At 72.8% G+C, this 17888-nt stretch carries 19 protein-coding genes; 9 read left to right on the top strand and 10 right to left on the bottom strand.

Features of this window, described 5'->3' with window-relative positions:
- Window positions 1-218: 218 nt before the first annotated feature.
- From ACWDAS_RS36250 to ACWDAS_RS36215, 8 genes are all read right to left on the bottom strand, one after another.
- Window positions 219-1598, bottom strand: a complete 1380-nt coding sequence (locus ACWDAS_RS36250) for a Ni/Fe hydrogenase subunit alpha (RefSeq protein WP_450399403.1) — start codon at window positions 1596-1598, stop codon at window positions 219-221.
- On the bottom strand, window positions 1595-2386 hold the full coding sequence (locus tag ACWDAS_RS36245) for an NADH-quinone oxidoreductase subunit B family protein (protein ID WP_450399401.1): 792 nt from the start codon (window positions 2384-2386) through the stop codon (window positions 1595-1597). Before ACWDAS_RS36245 ends, ACWDAS_RS36250 begins: the two co-directional genes overlap by 4 nt.
- Before the next feature lies 1 nt (window position 2387).
- Window positions 2388-3194 (bottom strand): FAD/NAD(P)-binding protein, encoded by an 807-nt coding sequence (locus tag ACWDAS_RS36240; protein WP_450399399.1) that lies wholly within the window; start codon window positions 3192-3194, stop codon window positions 2388-2390.
- Window positions 3191-3667: a cyclic nucleotide-binding domain-containing protein gene (locus ACWDAS_RS36235; protein WP_450399396.1), complete on the bottom strand. Its 477-nt coding sequence runs from the start codon at window positions 3665-3667 to the stop codon at window positions 3191-3193. Before ACWDAS_RS36235 ends, ACWDAS_RS36240 begins: the two co-directional genes overlap by 4 nt.
- Window positions 3664-4833: a 4Fe-4S dicluster domain-containing protein gene (locus ACWDAS_RS36230; protein WP_450399393.1), complete on the bottom strand. Its 1170-nt coding sequence runs from the start codon at window positions 4831-4833 to the stop codon at window positions 3664-3666. The genes ACWDAS_RS36235 and ACWDAS_RS36230 overlap by 4 nt, the downstream gene beginning before the upstream one ends.
- A 121-nt stretch (window positions 4834-4954) precedes the next feature.
- The gene (locus tag ACWDAS_RS36225; RefSeq protein ID WP_450399391.1) at window positions 4955-5461 is read right to left on the bottom strand and encodes a hydrogenase maturation protease; all 507 of its coding nucleotides are present in this window, start codon (window positions 5459-5461) and stop codon (window positions 4955-4957) included.
- 206 nt (window positions 5462-5667) lie between these two features.
- On the bottom strand, window positions 5668-5949 hold the full coding sequence (locus tag ACWDAS_RS36220; RefSeq protein ID WP_450399388.1) for a dsRBD fold-containing protein: 282 nt from the start codon (window positions 5947-5949) through the stop codon (window positions 5668-5670).
- 47 nt (window positions 5950-5996) lie between these two features.
- Window positions 5997-7505 carry an AAA family ATPase gene (locus ACWDAS_RS36215; protein WP_450399385.1) on the bottom strand — a complete coding sequence of 503 codons (1509 nt, stop codon included), beginning with the start codon at window positions 7503-7505 and terminating at the stop codon, window positions 5997-5999.
- 312 nt (window positions 7506-7817) lie between these two features.
- On the opposite strand from ACWDAS_RS36215, the gene ACWDAS_RS36210 reads away from it, so the two are divergent.
- Genes ACWDAS_RS36210 through ACWDAS_RS36170 form a run of 9 tightly spaced genes read left to right on the top strand, consistent with a single transcriptional unit; the run spans window position 7818 to window position 15491 of the window.
- A complete protein-coding gene (locus ACWDAS_RS36210; RefSeq protein ID WP_450399382.1) occupies window positions 7818-8264 on the top strand; it encodes a hypothetical protein in 447 nt (148 codons plus the stop codon).
- Window positions 8261-9187: a hypothetical protein gene (locus ACWDAS_RS36205; RefSeq protein WP_450399379.1), complete on the top strand. Its 927-nt coding sequence runs from the start codon at window positions 8261-8263 to the stop codon at window positions 9185-9187. The genes ACWDAS_RS36210 and ACWDAS_RS36205 overlap by 4 nt, the downstream gene beginning before the upstream one ends.
- 19 nt (window positions 9188-9206) lie before the next feature.
- Window positions 9207-10580: a V-type ATPase 116kDa subunit family protein gene (locus ACWDAS_RS36200; protein ID WP_450399412.1), complete on the top strand. Its 1374-nt coding sequence runs from the start codon at window positions 9207-9209 to the stop codon at window positions 10578-10580.
- On the top strand, window positions 10577-10996 hold the full coding sequence (locus ACWDAS_RS36195; protein ID WP_450399378.1) for an ATP synthase subunit C: 420 nt from the start codon (window positions 10577-10579) through the stop codon (window positions 10994-10996). The genes ACWDAS_RS36200 and ACWDAS_RS36195 overlap by 4 nt, the downstream gene beginning before the upstream one ends.
- Before the next feature lie 2 nt (window positions 10997-10998).
- Entirely contained in the window at window positions 10999-11220 is a 222-nt protein-coding gene (locus ACWDAS_RS36190; RefSeq protein ID WP_450399376.1) for a hypothetical protein, read from the top strand.
- Window positions 11217-11720, top strand: coding sequence for a hypothetical protein (locus ACWDAS_RS36185; RefSeq protein ID WP_450399374.1), 504 nt, complete (start codon window positions 11217-11219; stop codon window positions 11718-11720). The genes ACWDAS_RS36190 and ACWDAS_RS36185 overlap by 4 nt, the downstream gene beginning before the upstream one ends.
- Window positions 11708-13459, top strand: coding sequence for a V-type ATP synthase subunit A (locus tag ACWDAS_RS36180; protein WP_450399372.1), 1752 nt, complete (start codon window positions 11708-11710; stop codon window positions 13457-13459). Before ACWDAS_RS36185 ends, ACWDAS_RS36180 begins: the two co-directional genes overlap by 13 nt.
- Complete coding sequence (locus tag ACWDAS_RS36175; protein WP_450399370.1) at window positions 13456-14838, top strand: V-type ATP synthase subunit B; 1383 nt, start codon at window positions 13456-13458, stop codon at window positions 14836-14838. The genes ACWDAS_RS36180 and ACWDAS_RS36175 overlap by 4 nt, the downstream gene beginning before the upstream one ends.
- Window positions 14839-14843: 5 nt before the next feature.
- Window positions 14844-15491 carry a V-type ATP synthase subunit D gene (locus tag ACWDAS_RS36170; RefSeq protein WP_450399368.1) on the top strand — a complete coding sequence of 216 codons (648 nt, stop codon included), beginning with the start codon at window positions 14844-14846 and terminating at the stop codon, window positions 15489-15491.
- Window positions 15492-15753: 262 nt separating this feature from the next.
- Here ACWDAS_RS36170 and ACWDAS_RS36165 read toward each other — a convergent pair whose 3' ends face one another.
- Window positions 15754-16227 (bottom strand): Hsp20/alpha crystallin family protein, encoded by a 474-nt coding sequence (locus tag ACWDAS_RS36165; protein WP_450399366.1) that lies wholly within the window; start codon window positions 16225-16227, stop codon window positions 15754-15756.
- A gap of 134 nt (window positions 16228-16361) precedes the next feature.
- A complete protein-coding gene (locus ACWDAS_RS36160; protein ID WP_450399409.1) occupies window positions 16362-17846 on the bottom strand; it encodes a bifunctional aminoglycoside phosphotransferase/ATP-binding protein in 1485 nt (494 codons plus the stop codon).
- Between the last annotated feature and the right edge of the window lie 42 nt (window positions 17847-17888).

Genomic DNA, 17888 nt, shown 5'->3' with positions numbered 1-17888 from the left:
GCGCTGTGACGGAGGCCGACCCACAAGGGCCGGCGGCTCCGGCGCGCGGATCCGGCGGCGGACGTGCACCCTGGAAGTGCGGCCTTGTGGGACCTCCACACACGCCACAGGCCGTCCGGGAAATGAGGGAGGCCCCCACCGGCTGTGGGCTGCGCGGTGGGGGCTTCGCCCGCAGCGCACACCGACTACGCGACCCCGCCCCCACATTCCCGGAACGCTCATGTCGCGCCGACGGCAACGCGGGCGATGTCGACGTCGAGGAAGTGGGCCGAGCAGGAGATACACGGGTCGTGATTGCGGATGACGCGTTCGCACAGGCGGGTCAGGGACTCGTCGGACATGTCACCGCGGTCGAGTTCCCGTTGGACGAGGCGGCGGAGGTCGTCCTCGATGGCTCCCTGGTTCTGAGCCGTCGGCGGCACGATGCGGGCGTCGGTGACACGGCCCTGGCCGTCGATCTCATATCGGTGGTACAGCAGCCCGCGTGGCGCCTCGGTGGCGCCGTGTCCCGCCCCGGCCCTGGGCGGCACGTCCACGAACGGCCGCGGAGGCGGTTCGTAGGCGTCGATGATGCGCAGGGCCTCCTCCGCCGCGTACAGGACCTCCACGGCACGGACGATGATGCTGCGGTAGGGGTTGGGGAGGGTGCCCTCGCGGCTGTGTCCTGGACCGGCAAGCCCCGGTGGATCGTCCAGTCCGGCTTCTCGGGCGGCCTGGAGCGCCAGGGCCGACAGGAGGTGGCCGCTGACGGCGTAGCGTGCCAAGGAGCCGGTGAGATGTCTGCGACCGTCCAGCCGTGAGTGGAGCGCGGTCGAGTGCGGGACCTGTTCCTCGACGACATGGGCGGAGAAGTCGGCGACCGGAAAGTCGCGTGGCGTCGTGCCGCCACAGGGCATGACGGTGGGGACACCGGACTCGATCGCATAGGTGCCGGGCTCGGCGAGGGCGAGCAGGTCGGCGTCGCACTCGGCGTCGGGGAAGTCGAAGCCGGCCACCCACCGCACCGTGTCCCAGGCATCGTCGAGGGCGACCCGGAGCCGTTCGGCCAGGGGACGAAGCTCGGCACGCGTGGGGGTGCGGTGGAAGCCGCCGAGGCGGACGTTGACGGGATGGACCGAGCGCCCGCCCAGCAGCTCCATCACGGCGTTGCCGGTCTGCTTCAGCCGCAGGCCGCGTTCGACGTGCTCCCTGTGGTGGCGGGCCAGGCCGATCACGTCGTCGTGGCCGAGGAAGTCCGGAGCGTGCAGCAGATGGATGTGCAGGGTCTGGCTCTCGATCCACTCACCGCAGTAGATCAGGCGCCTGAGGTCGGCCAGCCCGCCGTCCACGACGACTCCGCAGGCGTCCTCAACGGCCCTGCACGCGCTCAGTTGGTAGGCGACGGGACAGATCCCGCAGATGCGTGAGGTGAGGTCGGGTGGCTCGGTGTGCGCGCGGCCCCGGAGAAAGGCCTCGAAGAACCGGGGCGGCTCGTAGATCGAGAGCTGGGCCCGGACGACGGTGCCCTGGCGGAGCAGCAGGCGCAGCGACGCCTGCCCCTCGATGCGCGCGAGTGCGGGCAGGCGCAGGACGCGCGACTCGTCCCCGGGGGTGTTCATCGCGGACCCTCCTCCTCGACTGCCGTGAACGCGGTGACGTTGAAGGTGTGCAGGAGCCGCCCGACGTTCTCGTCGCTCAGTCCGTCGCGCCGCAGCAGAGGGATGAGCGCGGGGAGATTCGTGGTGCCTGCGGGCCCGAAGCATCCGTAGCAGCCACGTCCGTAAGCCGGGCAAAGGGCACCGCAGCCGGCGTGGGTGGCCGGTCCCAGGCAGGGCGTGCCGTGGGCGACGACGACGCACACGGTGCCGCGTCGCTTGCATGAGAAGCACACGCTGTGATTCGGGACGTCCGGTTTGCGGCCGGAGAGGAAGGCGGTGATGACTTCGAGGAGCTGGCCGCGGTCGATGGGGCAGCCGCGCAACTCGAAGTCGACGTTCACGTGGGCGGAGATCGGTGTGGAGGTGGCGAGGGTGGCGATGTATTCGGGGCGGGCGTAGACCGCTTCCAGGTACTCGGTGGCGTCCGCGTAGTTCCGCAGCGCCTGGACGCCGCCGGCTGTTGCGCAGGCGCCGATGGTGACCAGGTGGCGGGACTCGTCGCGGACACGTCGGATGCGTTCCGCGTCCTCGGGCGTGCTCACCGATCCCTCGACCAGTGCGAGGTCGTACGGTCCGGGTGCGACGTCGCCGGAGGCCTCCAGGAAGTGGGCGATCTCCATTTGTTCCGCGAGGCCGAGCAGTTCGTCCTCGCAGTCCAGCAGCGTCAGCTGACAGCCGTCGCACGAGGCGAACTTGAACACTCCCAGTCTCGGCCGGGAGTCCTTCGGGGAGGCGGGGGAGGAGGTCATGTCACAGCTCCCGTACGGCGAGCAGCGGTCGGGCCAGGTCGTAGCGGACGACCGGGCCGTCGCGGCAGAGCAGCAGGGGACCGAGCTGGCAGTGACCGCAGTGACCGGTGGCGCACCGCATGTTCCGTTCCAGGGAGATCTGTACGCGGTCGGCGCGCACGCCGAGATCGCTCAGCCGGCGGGCTGCGGCACGGATCATGACCTCGGGGCCGCAGATGAAGGCGCTGGTGGCCTCCGGGGCGAATGAGGCTTCGCTGAGCAGCGCGGTGACCACGCCGACCCTGCCGTGCCAGTCTTCGGCGGGTCGGTCGACGGTCACCGCGGCGAAGGGCCGCCGCCACGCGGAGAATTCGTCCTGGTACAGCAGATCCCCGGGGGTCCGGGCGCCGGCCAGGACGTTCAGCCGGCCGTACGCCTGCGGCCGGGTCATGACGGCGTGGACCAAGGGGCGCAGCGGTGCGAGGCCGATTCCCCCGGCGACGACGAGCAGATCGTGTTCCCGCGCTGCGGCCATGTCCCAGCCGGTGCCGAACGGCCCGCGCACACCGACCATCGCTCCCACGGTGACGCGGCACAGCGCTGCGGAGACCGCTCCGACGGCCCGGATGGTGAGCGCCAGACGCCGCTCGGTCATGCGGGAGACCGAGACGGGGATCTCTCCCGCGGCGAAGGCGTAGACCATGGCGAACTGGCCCGGAGCGAACGGCGGGAGTGCCTGTGTCACTGGTTCGAGTTCGACGGTGACCGTGTCGGGCGTGTCGCGATGCCGGTTCACGACGCGGTAGGGGAGTGGGACGACGGAGGTCATGTCGCCGGTCCGCATCCCCGTGGCCCGTACAGGTCGAGCAGCCGGTTGCGGGTCGCGCGCAGCCTGTGCCCGATTGTCTCGGCGACCAGAGTGACCAGCGCCAGCCCAAGGGCGGGCTGCTCGGCGCACAACTCCCGGACGGCCGGCGCGTCGAACTCCCACGCGGTCACGGCATCCCGAGTCTCGGCCCCCAGGTGCCAGCGGCGGGGTGGGCACAGCCACGACCAGCCGAGAAGCGATCCGCCGCCGAGCGTTTCGACGACGTCCCGGCCGCGGCCGGGATTCTGCACGTCCAGTGCGACGCTGCCGGTACGGATGATCCAGAAGCGGTCGGCCGGGTCGTCCTCCTCGAAGATTCGCGCTGACGCCGGGAAGGCCACCTCGTGAGCGAGGGCCATGAGCCGGTCGCGGTGCTCCGCCGTCAGCGCCGCGAGGATGCCCGTGCTCTCCGCCGGGCCCGCTTGCGGGGTCACCCGCGGTCCTCCTCGCCCGTGGCCTCCTGATGCAGGGCGTGGGCTTCCACGGTGAGGTCGATGCCGGTGGGGCACCAGACGATGCACCTTCCGCAGCCGACGCACCCGGAGCTGCCGAACTGGTCGTGCCAGGTGCCGAGCTTGTGGGTCAGCCACTGCCGGTAGCGGCTGCGCGCCGACCCCCGCACGGGGACGCCGTGCAATGCCGAGAAGTCCAGGTCGTAGCAGGAGTCCCAGCGCCGCCACCGCTCGGCGTGGTCACCGGTGAGGTCCGAGACGTCCTCGGTGGTCGTGCAGAAGCAGGTCGGGCAGACCATGGTGCAATTGCCGCAGCTCAGACAGCGTGAGGTGACATCGTCCCATCGGTCGGCCTCCAGGTTGTCACGCATCAGGACGCGCAGGTCCACGGCGGGCATGCTCCGGCCCATGCGCTGGGCTGCTTGGCCGACCGCGTCCGCGGCCGCGCGTCTGGTCGCGTCGTCGGCGGGGCGCTTGGGGAGTTCGGCCAGCACGGCGGAACCTTCCCGGCTACCGCTGCGGCACAGCAGTCGGTGACCGCTCGCGTCCACCACCTCGGTCAGCGCGAGGTCGTACCCTTCGTCCACGGCGGGCCCCGCGCCCATGGACACGCAGAAGCAGGTGGCACCGGGCTCGGTGCACTCGACCGCGATGAGGAACGCCCCGGTGCGGCGCGATCCGTAGACGGGGTCGCGGTGGCGGCCTCCGGTCATCACACGGTCCAGGATCCTGATGGCCCGCAGGTCGCAGGGACGGACGCCGAGGAACGCGTACGCGATCGGCTCCGGCTTCTCCTCCCGGACGCTCAGTTCCTCGTCCGGGCCGCGGTCGGCGCTCCATTGGCGCACCCGCTGCGGGTGCAGGAAGGACTTCCACGACTGCGGGCCTGCGCTGTGCGCGAAGGCCGCCGTGTCCGCACGCCTGCGGATCCGGTACCGGCCCGCCTCCAGTTCGACCCCCCAGCCGTGCGGGAGTTCCGCGGCGGACTCCAGTTCGGCCAGGACGATGGCGCCGTCCCGCACCGTGGGGCCGATCACGGTGCGGCCATGTCGGCGAAGCACCCGCACCAGCGTCTCGAGACCGTCCCGGTCCAGGACCGCCTCGGCCGGCTCGTAGGTCACCGCTCCGGCATCTCCAGGATCCGTCATCTCATCCCTCAGCCTCCGCGCTCCGGGCCGGACGGGAGCCGGAGCAGTCGCCGGGTCCACTCCACCACGGGGCCACCGCGATCACGCCCGGACCACGGCGGCGCCGCCCGGGATTTCGCCCTTACGGCCCCTGCCGGTCGCAGGTGTGCGACGCGAGATCCTCCGCGATGCGTTCCGCCAAGGGCCGCACGGCGACCGCGACCGCGGGGGTGAGTCCCGTCCCCAGTGACCGGTCGGCCCCCTCGACCGCGTACACCACCAGGCCGGCCGGACGGCGCTCCAGGACGTCGGCGAGATGGAGGGCATGGACGAGCCCGAGTCCGTGCGTGCTGTGCCGCCCCGCCTCCGGCGGCGGTGCCTCGCCGGGCGACGGGCACCAGCGGTGGACGCGGCCGGGAGACGCGGCGGACGGGAAACAGGCGTCGACGACGACCACCCGGTCGGCGTCCTCCCACAGGCCGATCAGTTGTGCGGGATCCCCGGCGGACTCCCGCAGCACGGTCCCCTTCGGCAGCCGCACCCCGGCGGGGTGGCTGCGCAGCGTCTCGATGAGGGCCCAGCCGACGCCGTCGTCCCTCCGGAACACGTTGCCCACCCCGATGACCACCGCACCCGCTCGATCGTGCATCGCTGCCTCCTCCGCGAGCCATTGCACCACCTCGGGCCGGGGACCCCGCGTCCGGACACTTGTGCCGCGCGAGCCCGGAGGCGGTGAGCGGTCAGCGGCGCGCTCCCACCAAGTGGGCCCCACGCGTACGCGTGGGGCCCGGCGTCCCGAGGCGCGGGCCGAAGCGCCCCGGACCCGACGGTGTGCGAGCCGCCGTCGCCCCGGCGTCAACCGCCCTCGGCGGTACCGCCTCGCTGAGCCTCCCACTGCGCCGAGCCGGCACTCTCGTCGTCGGCGGCCGCGGCCTGCACCCGAAGGCCCAGGTCCTCCAGGGCCCGGCCGGCGGCGAGTTCGTCACCGATCTCGGGGACGGCGTCCGCTGACGTACGCCGAGCCACACCCGTGCCGGCGACGTCCGACGTGTCCCGGGTCGTCAGGAGGGCACGGGCGTGGGTCTCGTCACCGTGCTCGGTGATGTAGATCTGAACGCTCCACTGCTTCGCTTCCATGTGATCACTCCTGAGCTTCGGCCCGCAGGACGGGCCGGGTCCGTGCCCTACTCCCCGTGGTACAGGCGCTCGAGGTCGACGAGGACGACCCTTCCGCGCAGCTCCGCCTGGTGGAGATCCGAGCTGAAACCGGCCCCGCCGTAGCAGACGGGACCGGCGTGGCTCACGTCCTCTCCCCGGGCGGACAGGTCGGAGAGCACCTGGTGGAGCCGCTCCAAGTGCTCCAGGCCCATCACCTCGGTCCAGCAGGCCGTGCCGACCGAGAGCAGGACCCCCGTACGGTTGCCCACCCGCCCGCGGACGCCCACGTCGACCTCGACGCCGGTGCGCCGTCCCGGAACCGGCCGGGAGCCGGACGACACCGCGGTGACCACCGCCTCGAAAGTCGCCGGCGTGCCGAAGGTGGAGGCGGCGGCGAACCGCGCGGCCCAGTCGCGGCAGACGTCGGCGAAGTGACGTCCGGCGGTGTCCGCGTGGAACGTGCCGCGAACCCGCTCCCATACGGTGGAGGCGGGTTCCCGTTCGAGGACCGAATCGCCGGGACGGACGATCGCGTGGTCGAAGGCGAGCAGTGGTTCGACGATTCGGTACCGGGTGACACCGGTGCGCAGGATGTCCCGGCTCTCATCGAGCACGCAGTGGTCACGCAGGACGGCAAGGGCGTGCGAGACGTCGGTGAGGGGCCGGTCGAGCCGGCCCGCCACGTCACCGGATGTCGCGTGCCCTGAGGCGATCGCGGCGAGCACGGAGTGGCACAAGGCGCGTTCCTGGCGGTCCGTCGCCTCCTCCACCAGGTGCCCGGCCTCCCGGAACAGCGGCCGCCGTGGGTTGAGGACGGTCCGGCACACCCAGTCGTCGAAGTCGTCGAGTCCGGCCGGGACGTCGCCGCAGACGAAGTCACCCCGGTAGGCCGGTGTCCCGCCCACGACGGCGTGGACCAGCATCGCCAGCCGGGGATCGTCGATGCCCCAGAAGCGCGCGGCCTGCCGGAAGTCGAGTGACGGCACGAGGAGTTCCAGCCGGGCATGACCGCGCAGCGGTGACGGAGCGCCGAAGAGCCGGCGCATGACCGGAGTGGAGTTGCCGCACAGGAGCAGGCGGGCCCGCGGCGGCCTATGACTCTCCTCAGTGTTGCGGAGGGCCCGGTGGAGTTCGGTGGGCAGGGACGGGCTCTGCTCCACGAGGCCCGGGATTCCGTCGATGACGACCGGCAGGGGGCGGTCCTCCCCGAGCGCCAGCAGGGCTTCCACGGCACTTTCCCAACTGGGCCGGCGCCGTGGCAGAGGCTTGCCCGTGTGGTGGGACAGCTGGTCGGCGAGGCGCTGCAGCGATTGCGGCGCCGACTCCTCCTGACCGCTGAAATAGAAACCGCCCATGGACTTCGCCAGGGACTCGAGCAGGAAGGATTTCCCCTGTCGCGGCCTACCCGTCACAACGCCGAGCGCCGGCCCGGGGCGCGGGTCGAGGACGAAGTCCACCAGTGCCGACCATTCGGACTCCCGGTCGAAGATCTTCTCGGGCCGCGTGGGGCGGGTCGTCGCACCATCTGATGGCACCGGTCGCTCCCATCCCTCAACGACGCGCCCCGGCCGCGGAATGCCGGCCGGCCGGGAGAGGCGGCGGCATGCGGCGGAAGCTGTGACCCGGCCGGCACCCGGCCGTCGTGAGAACGTACGGCAGCCGGGCACACGCCATGCCCTCATCGTGGTCGCCGCCGTGCACGGTCGCAATTCGTGCGTGGGCCGCCAGGCCGGGGCGAGAGCACGACGCCGTGCGCCCGCCGTCCCCACCTGAACAGGCGCGGGCTGCCGTCCCCGGGGACAGTGGAAGGAGGAGGGGGGCCATGGGAACGCGAGGAGCGTCGTGTGGTGGCATTCCGCGATTTCCTGATGCGCTTCCGGCCGACCGGCCTGCCGGGCGCGGCCGCTGCCGGCGGGGTGCCCGCGGACCGCAGCGCCGAACTCACGGCCGAACTGGAGCCGGCGCTCGAGGCCCTGGACTCCGCCGGGGCACTGGCCCGGGCGCTGCTTGATGCGGCCACCCAGCAGGCGGCACGACGTCGCGAGGCCGCTCAGCACCAGGCCGGAGAGATCATCCGGGCCGCGCACGACCGCGCCGCGGAGGAGTCGGCTCGCGTCCTGGACCGGGAGCGATCCGCCACGCGGGCCGAGCTCGCACGGATCCGAGCCGTCGCCGAGCGGGACCTGGCCGAGCTGCGCTCCCGCGTGGCGCGCCGTATGCCCGGGCTCGTCGACCGGCTGGCCGCCGACACCGTCGAAGCGCTCCACGGCGGGCCGGAGGTGCGGGATTCATGAGCGCCGTGCAGGTGGCGGGCGCGGTGCGCGCGCGGTCGATGGTCTCGCGATGCCTGGCCCCGGCCGCCGTCGCCGAAGTGGCGGGTGCCGCGACGCTGCGCGACGCGCTGGCCCGTCTGGCGGCCACGCCCTACCGCCACGACCTGGCCCCGGCGGCCGGGCTTGCCGAAGCGCAGCGGTGCGTCGCGGCGACCCTGCTCTGGCATCTGCGCGTGCTGGCCGGCTGGCAGTCGCGCTCCGGTGCCACAGCCGTACGCCTGCTGGCGTCGGGTTTCGAGATCGCCTGCATCGAGGCACACGCACGCGCACTGCAGGCGGGTGTTCCCTCCCGTCCGCCCTACCGGCTCGGCACGCTGAACACGGCTTGGCGGCGGGTCTCGGCGACAGCGTCTCCCGGCGCGTTGCGGTCCGCGCTCGCTTCCTCCGCGTGGGGGGACCCAGGCGCGCCCACCGAGGCCGCGCTCGCGACGGGCTTGCGGATATCGGCCGCGCAGCGCACCGCAACGGCGGTTCACGGGGGCGCGGCCTGGGCCGCCGGACGGGTGGCTCTGCTGGTGGCACGCGAGACATACCTGGTGGGCAGAGAGCTGCCGGCGCCGTCGGCGGAACGTGCGGCGCGGATCATCGGTCCAGCAGCCCTGCGGGCACCGCGTTACGACGATTTCGTACGCCGCCTCCCCGCCGGCGCGGCGTGGGTCGTCAGCGGCATCGAGGAGCCCGGTGAGCTGTGGAAGGCGGAGTTGCGCTGGTGGGACAGGGTGGAGCGGGACGGAAGAGGACTGCTCCGGCGAGCGGGCTTCGGCTTCGCCCCGGTTCTCGGTGCTGTTGCCGTTTTGTCCGTGAACGCCTGGCGGGTCCGGGCCGCGCTGGAGCTGGCCGCCCGCGGCGGTGGCGATCCGGAGGCCTTCGATGCGGTGGACTGAGCTGGCATTGCCCGTGCGCATGCAGCGGGTCGCGGTGGTGGCCCCCTACGAGAACCTGCGCGAAACGCTGATCCGAGTCGCCGAGAGCGGCTGCGTGCAGATCGACCTGATCGACGACCCCGCACACATCAGGCCCGGACCCGCCGCCCATCGCCTCGGCGCCCTGCGCGGCGCCCGCATGGCCCCGGTGCTGTCCGAGAGCCCGCCCGACCTCGACACCCTCGAACGCGATCACCGCGTCGACCTGCTTTCCGGCGAGCGCGAACTGGAGGAGCGGATGGACAGCGCCGTGCGGCGCGCCCAGGTCGCCGCCCTGGCGGGATGGTGTCCACGAGACCGCATGGCGGCCGCCGCCGACCACGTGGCCGGCGCCGGGGGCTCACTCGTGGCGCTGCCCCCGCCTCCGGGATCCGAACCGCCCACGCTGTTGCGGGCCGCCGGCTCCGTGCGGGGCTCCTTCGCCCCGGTGATCCGGGTCTACGGGACCGTGCCCTACACGAATCTGGACCTCACCGTGCCCGCCGGACTCGTCTACGTCGCCATGTTCGGAGTGATGTTCGGCGACGTCGGATACGGGGGCCTGCTCATCCTGGCCGCTCTCCTCCTGCGATGGGGAAGGCCGGGACCGCTGGCGAGGTGGTGCCACCTCTGGCCGTTCGTCGCGGCCGCCGGCACGGCCGGCATCCTTGCTGGAGCCGCCTACGGCGAGCTCTTCGGACCCACCGGTGTGCTGCCCGTGCTCTGGCTTGATCCTCTGCAGGAGCCCATGCGGTTGCTCCGCTTCGCCCTGGGCCTCGGTGTCGTACTGCTCGTACTGTCCTACGCGGCCGGAGCGGTCAACCGGTGGAGGGAGGGAGGGGGCACGACGGCTCTGTACGCGCTGTCAGGGCTCGCGGGCGCCGTGCTCTTCGCCGGACTGGTCTCGGTCGGCGCCGGCCTCGTCCTCGGCCGCACCAGTTGGTGGGCGAGCGGTGGCGCGGTGGCAGCCGCGGGACTGGTCCTCGCGGGAACGGGACTGTACACACTCACCCCCGGGGGCGCGCCCGGCGTGCTTCAGGCCGGCATCCAGCTCGTCGACGGCGTCATCCGCATCGGCGCCAACGTCTTCTCCTTCGCCCGCCTGGCGGCGTTCGGGCTGACGCACGCGGCGCTCGCCGCCATCGTCTGGCAGGGCACGCGCACCCTCGCGGCCCACGGTACGCCGGGGATCCTCGCGGCCGTCGTGCTGTTCGTGGTCGGCACCGCCGTCACCTTCGCCCTGGAAGCCCTGGTGGCCGGTGTCCAAGCGTTGCGGCTGGAGTTCTACGAGCTGTTCTCACGGGTCTTCGAGGGCGAGGGCCGCCCCTTCGAGCCCTGGCACCCACCCGTCCAGCGCAAGGAGACGGCGCCGTGATCGCCTGGCTCATCGCCCTGCCCGCCGTCGTGGCGGCCTTCACCCTCACCCACTTCCTGCTGCGCCGCAAGGGACGTGCCGTCTTGCGGGTGATCACCGGGGTGAACCTCCTGCTGCTGGTCGGAGCCGTCGCCCTGCTCACGGTCGCGCTGACCGACACGCCTGCCTCCGCCGGCGGCACTCAGCCGGCCGCCGCGTCGCCCGGCAACTCCGCCGCCCTGATCGGTGCGGCCATCGCGATCGCCGGAGCCTCCATCGGTGCGGCCATCGCCGTCGCGTACACCGGAGCCGCGGCCCTCGCCGCGCTGAGCGAACGACCCGAACTGTTCGGCCGGGCCATCGTCATCGTGGGACTGGCCGAAGGGATCGCCATCTACGGTCTCGTCGTCGCGATCCTCCTGATCGGGAAGGCCTGACCATGGGACGCGTCACCGCCGTCGGGGAACAGCCACGGGTCGCAGGTCTGGCCCTGGCCGGGGTGACCGTCCTGGTCGCCGAGGGCACGCAGGCCGTCCGCGAGGCCTGGCAGGCCCTGCCGGCAGACGTCGATCTCGTCATCGTCAGCGCGGCCGCGGCTGAGGTCCTGGGACCCGAACAGCTGTCGCAGGGACGTCCCCTCACGGCGGTGATGCCGGAATGACGGACTCACTGCAGCCCGTACGGGACAGCCTCCTGCGCCGGGCACAAGCGGAAGCCGACGACCTGCTCGCGAGGGCCGACAGGGACGCCGAGGCGACCTTGGCGGACGCGGAGGGCCGCGCCCAAGCGATCATCGACGAGGGCCGCCGCAAGGGCGAGGCCGAGGCCGGAAGAGCCCGTGCCGCCGCGATCACGGCGGCGCACCGGCAGATACGCGCCGGCCGGCTGGACGCACAGGCCATGGCTTACCGGGAACTGCGCCGCCGGGTCGCCGAGCGGGCCCTGGCACTCCGTGACGGTCCGGACTACCCCCGGCTCCTCGACGCACTCACCAGGCGGGCCCGGGCTCTGCTCGGCCCGGCTGCCGAAGTCCGGGAGCACCCTGCGGGAGGGGTGGTGGCCCGTGCGCCGGGACGCCGTGCCGACCTGAGCCTGGAGGCGGCGGCACTGCGGGTGGTGGACGGCGCGGGCGACGTCGTGGAGAGCCTGTGGACGCCCTGAGCCCCGGCGCCCCGTCCAGTCGCGTGCTGCGCGTCACCGGACCACTCGTCGAGATCGAGTACACCGGCGGCATGGCGATGCACGACCTCGTCCTCCTCGGAGGAACCGGATTGCGCGGTGAGGTCGTGGGCATCGAGGCAGGGGTGGTCACCGTCCAGGCCTACGAGTACACCGGCGGTCTCGCTCCGGGACATCCCGCCCGCGCGGCAGGACGCCCCCTGTGCGCCCGGCTGGGACCGGGACTGCTCGGAGGGATCTTCGACGGTCTGCTGCGCCCGCTGACCGGCATCGGCGACCGCATCCGGCCGGGGGTCCGCGTGGAAACCGCCGGCGCGGCCGGTGGTTGGCGCTTCGTCCCCGGGGTGTCCCCGCGGCAGCAGGTCTCCGAGGGCGAAGCCGTCGGGGAGGTGCGGACGGGCGGGCCGGTGTCCTTGCGCGTTCTGGTGCCTCCCGGCGTCACCGGAGCGGTGGATTGGATCGCCCCCGTCGGAGAACGGGGAGACGACGCGGCGGTCGCCGTGGTCGCGGGTACGGAGATCGCGATGAGCAGCCTCTGGCCCGTGAGACGTCCGCGTCCGGTACGGGCGCGCCGCGTCTCACGGCAGCCTCTCACCACCGGCCAGCGTGTCATCGACCTGCTGTTCCCCGTCGCCCGTGGCAGTACCGTGGCCGTCCCCGGGGGGTTCGGCACCGGTAAGACCATGCTGCTGCAGCAGGTCGCCAAATGGTCCGACGCCGACGTGATCGTCTACGTGGGCTGCGGCGAGCGCGGCAACGAGATGGCCGACGTCATCGACGAACTGGCCGCCCTCGAAGACCCCCGGACGGGCGGCAGGCTGGCCGAGCGTACGGTCACCGTCGCCAACACCTCCGACATGCCGATGATGGCCCGTGAGGCCGGCGTCCACACCGGCATGACGGTGGCGGAGTACTTCCGGGACATGGGCCTGGACGTGGTGGTCATCGCCGATTCCACCTCCCGGTGGGCCGAGGCGCTGAGGGAGTTCGCCTCTCGCTCGGGCGAGCTCCCGGCCGAGGAGGGGTATCCGGCGGGCCTCGCGTCCAGCATCGCCGCCTTCTACGAGCGCGGGGGCGCGGTGACCACGCTCGGCGGTGCCCACGGATCCGTCACCGTCATCGGCGCGGTCTCGCCGCCCGGGGGCGACATGACCGAACCGGTCACCGCCCACACGGAGCGCTTCGTGCGCTGCCTGTGGTCCCTCGACCGCGACCTCGCCTACGCGCGCCATTATCCTGCCGTCTCCTGGGCGGGATCGTTCTCCCGGGACGCCGCGACCCTGACCGAAGGACCGACGGCGGGCGACGCGTCCCGCTCGCGGCAGCGCCGGCGTATCGGCGCCCTGCTCGCCGAGGCCGACCGGCTGGCCGCACTGGTCGACCTCGTCGGCATCGCGGCACTCCCGGCATCGGAGCGCATGAGCGTGCTCGCGGGCCGCCTCGTCAGGGAAGGGCTGCTCCAGCAGAACGCGCTGTCCGCGCAGGACGCCTTCAGCGGCCCGGAGAAGACCGCCGCGCTCGCCGAGGCCGTGCTGGCCGTCACCGACCGGTGCCGCGAACTCGTCTCCGCCGGAGCGAGTCCCGAGGCCGTCGAGCAGGTCGACTTCGGGCCGCTGCTCCGCGCCCGTGACGCGGCCGGACCTCATGACGCCGCGGAGGTGACCACCCGGCGCGACGCGGCGCTGGAGGCACTCGACGCGCTGTCGGAGGCCGCGGCATGACCGCATGGGGCCAGGTGGAGTACACGGACGTCCGCGACGTGCGCGGACCGCTCCTGGTGGTCGAGGGGGTCGAGGGCGTCGGCTGGGACGAGTTCGCGGTCATCACCCTGGGCCCGGGGGAGCGGCGGCACGGCCTCGTCCTGGAGGCGGACCGGGACCTCGCGGTGGTGCAGGTCCTGGAGGGCACGGCGGGAATGGACCCACAGAGACTTCGCGTCGCCTTCACCGGCCGCCCCTTGCACATCCCGGTGGGGCCGGGGTGGCTGGGCCGGGTGTGCAACGGCCGCGGCGAGCCCGCCGACGGCGGTCCGCCGGTCACGGCGGCGGAACAGGCGGCCGTGGCGGGCGACCCGATCAATCCGGCGCGACGTCGGCCACCCGCGGAACCGGTGCTCACGGGTGTGGCGGCGGTGGATGGGCTCACCACCCTCGTCCGCGGCCAGAAACTGCCCGTCTTCTCCGCCGCGGGGCTTCGGCATCTGGAACTCGCGGTGCAGATAGCCGCCCAGGCCACCGTCGGCGGCGAGCCCTTCAGCGTGGTTTTCGCCGGCATGGGCCTGACGCATACCGACGCGTCGTTCGTCAGGGACACGTTGGAGGAACGCTCGGCCGGCCGCGAAATCGTGCTGCTCGTGAACACCGCCGACGAGCCGGTGATCGAACGTATCCTGGCCCCGCGTGTCGCCCTGACCGTCGCCGAGCACCTGGCGTTCACCACGGGCCGGCACGTTCTCGTCGTCATGACGGACATGACCAGTTACGCGGAGGCGCTGCGTGAGGTGTCCGCGGCCCGCGGGGAGGTCCCGGCCCGCCGCGCCTACCCCGGATACCTCTACAGCGACCTCGCGTCGCTGTACGAGCGCTGCGGGCGGCTGCGGGACCGGCCCGGCTCCGTGACCGTGCTGCCGGTGCTGACCATGCCCGCGGGGGATATCACCCACCCGGTTCCCGACCTGACGGGATACATCACCGAGGGACAGATCGTGCTCTCCCGCGATGCGGAGGCACGAGGCGTCTATCCGCCCGTGGACGCCTTGGCGTCGCTCTCCCGCCTGATGCGCAAGGGCGCCGGTCCCGGCCGCACCCGGGCGGACCACCTGGTCGTAGCCGCCCAGCTCCTGGCCGCCCTGGCGCGCGCCCGCCAGGTCGGCGAACTGGCCGAACTGGTGGGGCTCGGGTCGCTCAGCCCGGGTGACCGCCGTTTCCTGGAGTTCGACGAAGCCTTCCTGCGCCGATTCGTCGATCAGCGGCCCGACGAGGCGTTGACCATCGACCAAGCCCTCGAACGCGCGTGGGACGTGCTGCTCACACTCGGCCCTGAGCAGCTGACGATGCTCCCACCGGAACTGCGCGACGCTCACGGTGTGCGGAGGGAGTGACTCACATGACGGGCGGCTGCCCCGCACCGGGACGAGCGGCGCGCCTGCGCCTGCGGCGCAGTCTGCGCGTCGCCTCCCGTAGTGCCGATCTCCTCGAGCGCAAGCTCCACCTCCTCCACAGGGAGCGCGACGCCCTCGCGCGGACGCAGCGGGAGTGCGCCGTCGCCTGGCGGGCCTGCGTCGCCGACGCCGAGACATGGCTGCTGCGCGGACTGGTGATCGGGGGTGAACACGCCCTGGCTGCGGCCGCCACCGGTGCGGGCGGCCCTGCCGCTGTCGCGGTGGAGTGGACCACAACGCTCGGAGTGCACCGGCCGGCCGCCGTGACGGTCGAGTTGCCGCCGCGCGCGCCGGACGCGGCGTCTCCGGGCAACGCGGCCCTGGTGCGAGCCGAGGCCGCGTACCGGGAGGTGGTGAGATCGGCCGCCGCGAACGCGGCGGCTCAGTCGGCGGTACGGATCGTGGAGGCCGAGATGCGCCGCACACAGCGGCGGGTGCGTGCGCTGCGTCGCCACTGGATTCCGCGCCTCGAAAGCGAACTCGAGCGCGTGGACCGCGTCCTGGAGCAGGCCGAACACGAGGACGCGGTGCGGCTGCGGCGGGCACAGGCACTGCGCGGACGCGGCAAGGGAGGCCCCGCGGACAGGGGCTGACGGCGGCGGCCCGCGGTCCCGTGCCGCGTCACCCGCGCGGCACCAGGGTCACCGGGTATGCCGCGTGCTCCAGCACGGCTCGGACGACCCGTCCCAGCGAGGCGGAGGGGGGCTCTGCCGCGGCGCGGACGGACGCGACCGCGGGCGCCATGCTCTCCGGACGGTGGTGTGAGGCTCCATGCGCCGAGCATCCCCGGGGCCGCATCACGTCGCCGGGCGTACAGGGCGGCAACATGTGGTGCGGCGCGCGGCGCAACGCCCGTCAGCTCTCGGTGATCTCGACGTGCCTTGACGTGGCGCTCTGGGCCTTGGGGACGGTGACGGTCAGGACGCCGTCCGACAACTGGGCCTTGACCTGCTCGGCGTTGACGCCGGAGGGGAGCAGGGCGCGGTACTCGAAGTGTCCCGTTCGCCGGGTGCTGCGGCGCAGGACGCCTTCGCGCTCGCGCTCCTTGTACTCGCCGGTGATGCGCACTTCCTGGTCGTCGACCTCGACGTCGATGTCCTCGCACTTGATGCCGGGCAGTTCGGCCTCGATCACGTAGGCGTCGTCGGTCTCGTGCATGTCCGCAAGTGGCGACCAGGCGCCTGCGGGCGCCGCGGCGGCGGCGGATGCCAGCAGCTGGTTCATCCGATCGAAGAGTTCGTCGAACTCGGCGGCCACCGGCTCGCCCCAGCCGAGAGCGGGGAACCTCTCCATGAGCCGGGCGGGCCGGCGGTGGGCGGGCAGTGTCATCGCGGTTCACCTCCGCGACAGGACGGCAATGGGCTCGTATCCATAGTGCGCCCGCCTCGTCGGACGGGGCCAGCCGAGGGCGGTCCGCCAGGACGGGACCGGGCCTGCCACGGCCGGCGCGTCCGGTCTCCCGCTCAGCCGGGTTCCATGTAGGGGCGGCGGAAGGGCGGAGCCTGGACGGTCCCCCAGGGGCGCATGGCGGCCAGCGCCTGCGCTACCGCGGATTCCAGGGGGCCGCTGGTGTCGATCGTGACGGCTTCCTCCCACGGGGGTTCCGCGGCAGCGAGCGCGCGGGCGATGGCGAGGTCGGCGTCCGATGCGCCGGGGCCCCGTACACGCAGCCGGGCCGCCGACAACTCGTCGGGCACCGCGCAGTGCAGGGCGACCAGGTCGGCGTCGGCGTGCTCGGCCGTGCGCAGCGCCGCTTCACGTTGTCCCGGATCGGACCAAGTGGCGTCCAGGACCACGGACTCGCCGTGGGAGAGCAGGACGGCCGCGCGGTCGAGGAGTCGCTCGTACGTCCTGCCGGTCCATTCGGGGGTGTACAGGCCCTGGAGGTAGTCGGCGGCCGCGGATTCCTCCACCGGGATGCCGGCCAGTTCCTTGCGGAGGCGGTCACTGCTGAGCAGGGTGAGACCGAGCCGGTCCGCCAGGGCCCCGGCGAGAGTCGACTTGCCGCTGCCGGGCAGGCCGCCGACGAGGGTGAGGCCGACAGCGGAGGTCCGCAGGTGGCGCAGTGTCGTGGTGACCAGCCTCCGGTATGCCGCGGCGGCCCCGCTCGCGCCCTGCTGCGCCTGGACCAGGGAGACCTTGGCGCGGACGAAGGCGCGATAGGCGACGAAGTGGTGCCACAGGGAGCGGGGGGCCGGGTCCCCGGAGTACTCGCTGTAGCGGCTGAGGAAGAAGGAGGCGGCCTCCGGCGCGCCGAGCTGTTCCAGGTCCATGGCCAGGAAGGCGGCGTCGTCGAGGCCGTCGACGAAGCGCAGGTGGTCGTCGAACTCCAGGCAGTCGAGGACGCGGGGGCCGTCGTCGAGGCAGAACACGTCGTCGGCGAGCAGGTCTCCGTGTCCGTCGACGATGCGGCCCTGCTCGATGCGGGCCTCGAACAGCGGGAGCCGGCCCGCGAGATAGCGGCGGACGAGCCGCTCGACCTCGTCGAGGTCGTCGCGGACGCCGTCGGAACGGTCGCCGCCGGTCAGATCCCGTACCTGGGCGAAGCTCGCCGCCCAGCGCGCGGCCAGCGCGTCCCGGGTGCCCTGCTCGTCGACCTCGCGGCTTCGTTGTGCGTCGGCGTGCCTCGCGGCGAGCTGTCGGGCGACGGCGCGCAGGACGTCGTCGACGGCGGCTCCCTCGTGGACGAGCCGGGACAGGCGGCGGTCCGCGGGCAGACGTCGCATCACGACCATCGGTTCCGGCGCGTCCGCGTCCGGACTGCGCATGTCTCCCACGCCGAGGTACACGTCGGGGGAGAAGCGCCGGTTGAGAGCGACCTCGCGCTCGCAGGCGGCGCGGCGGGCCGCTACGGAGGTGTAGTCGAGAAACGTCAGGTCGACGGGCTTCTTGACTTTGTAGGCATGGTCGCCGAGGAAGATCACCACCGCTGTATGGGTCTCGCAGATCTCCGCGCGCGGTAGCGAGGGCACTGCGGGTCCGGGCTCCGG

Source organism: Streptomyces sp. NPDC001070 (assembly GCF_053598835.1).
This window is presented reverse-complemented; position numbering and strand designations above follow the sequence as displayed.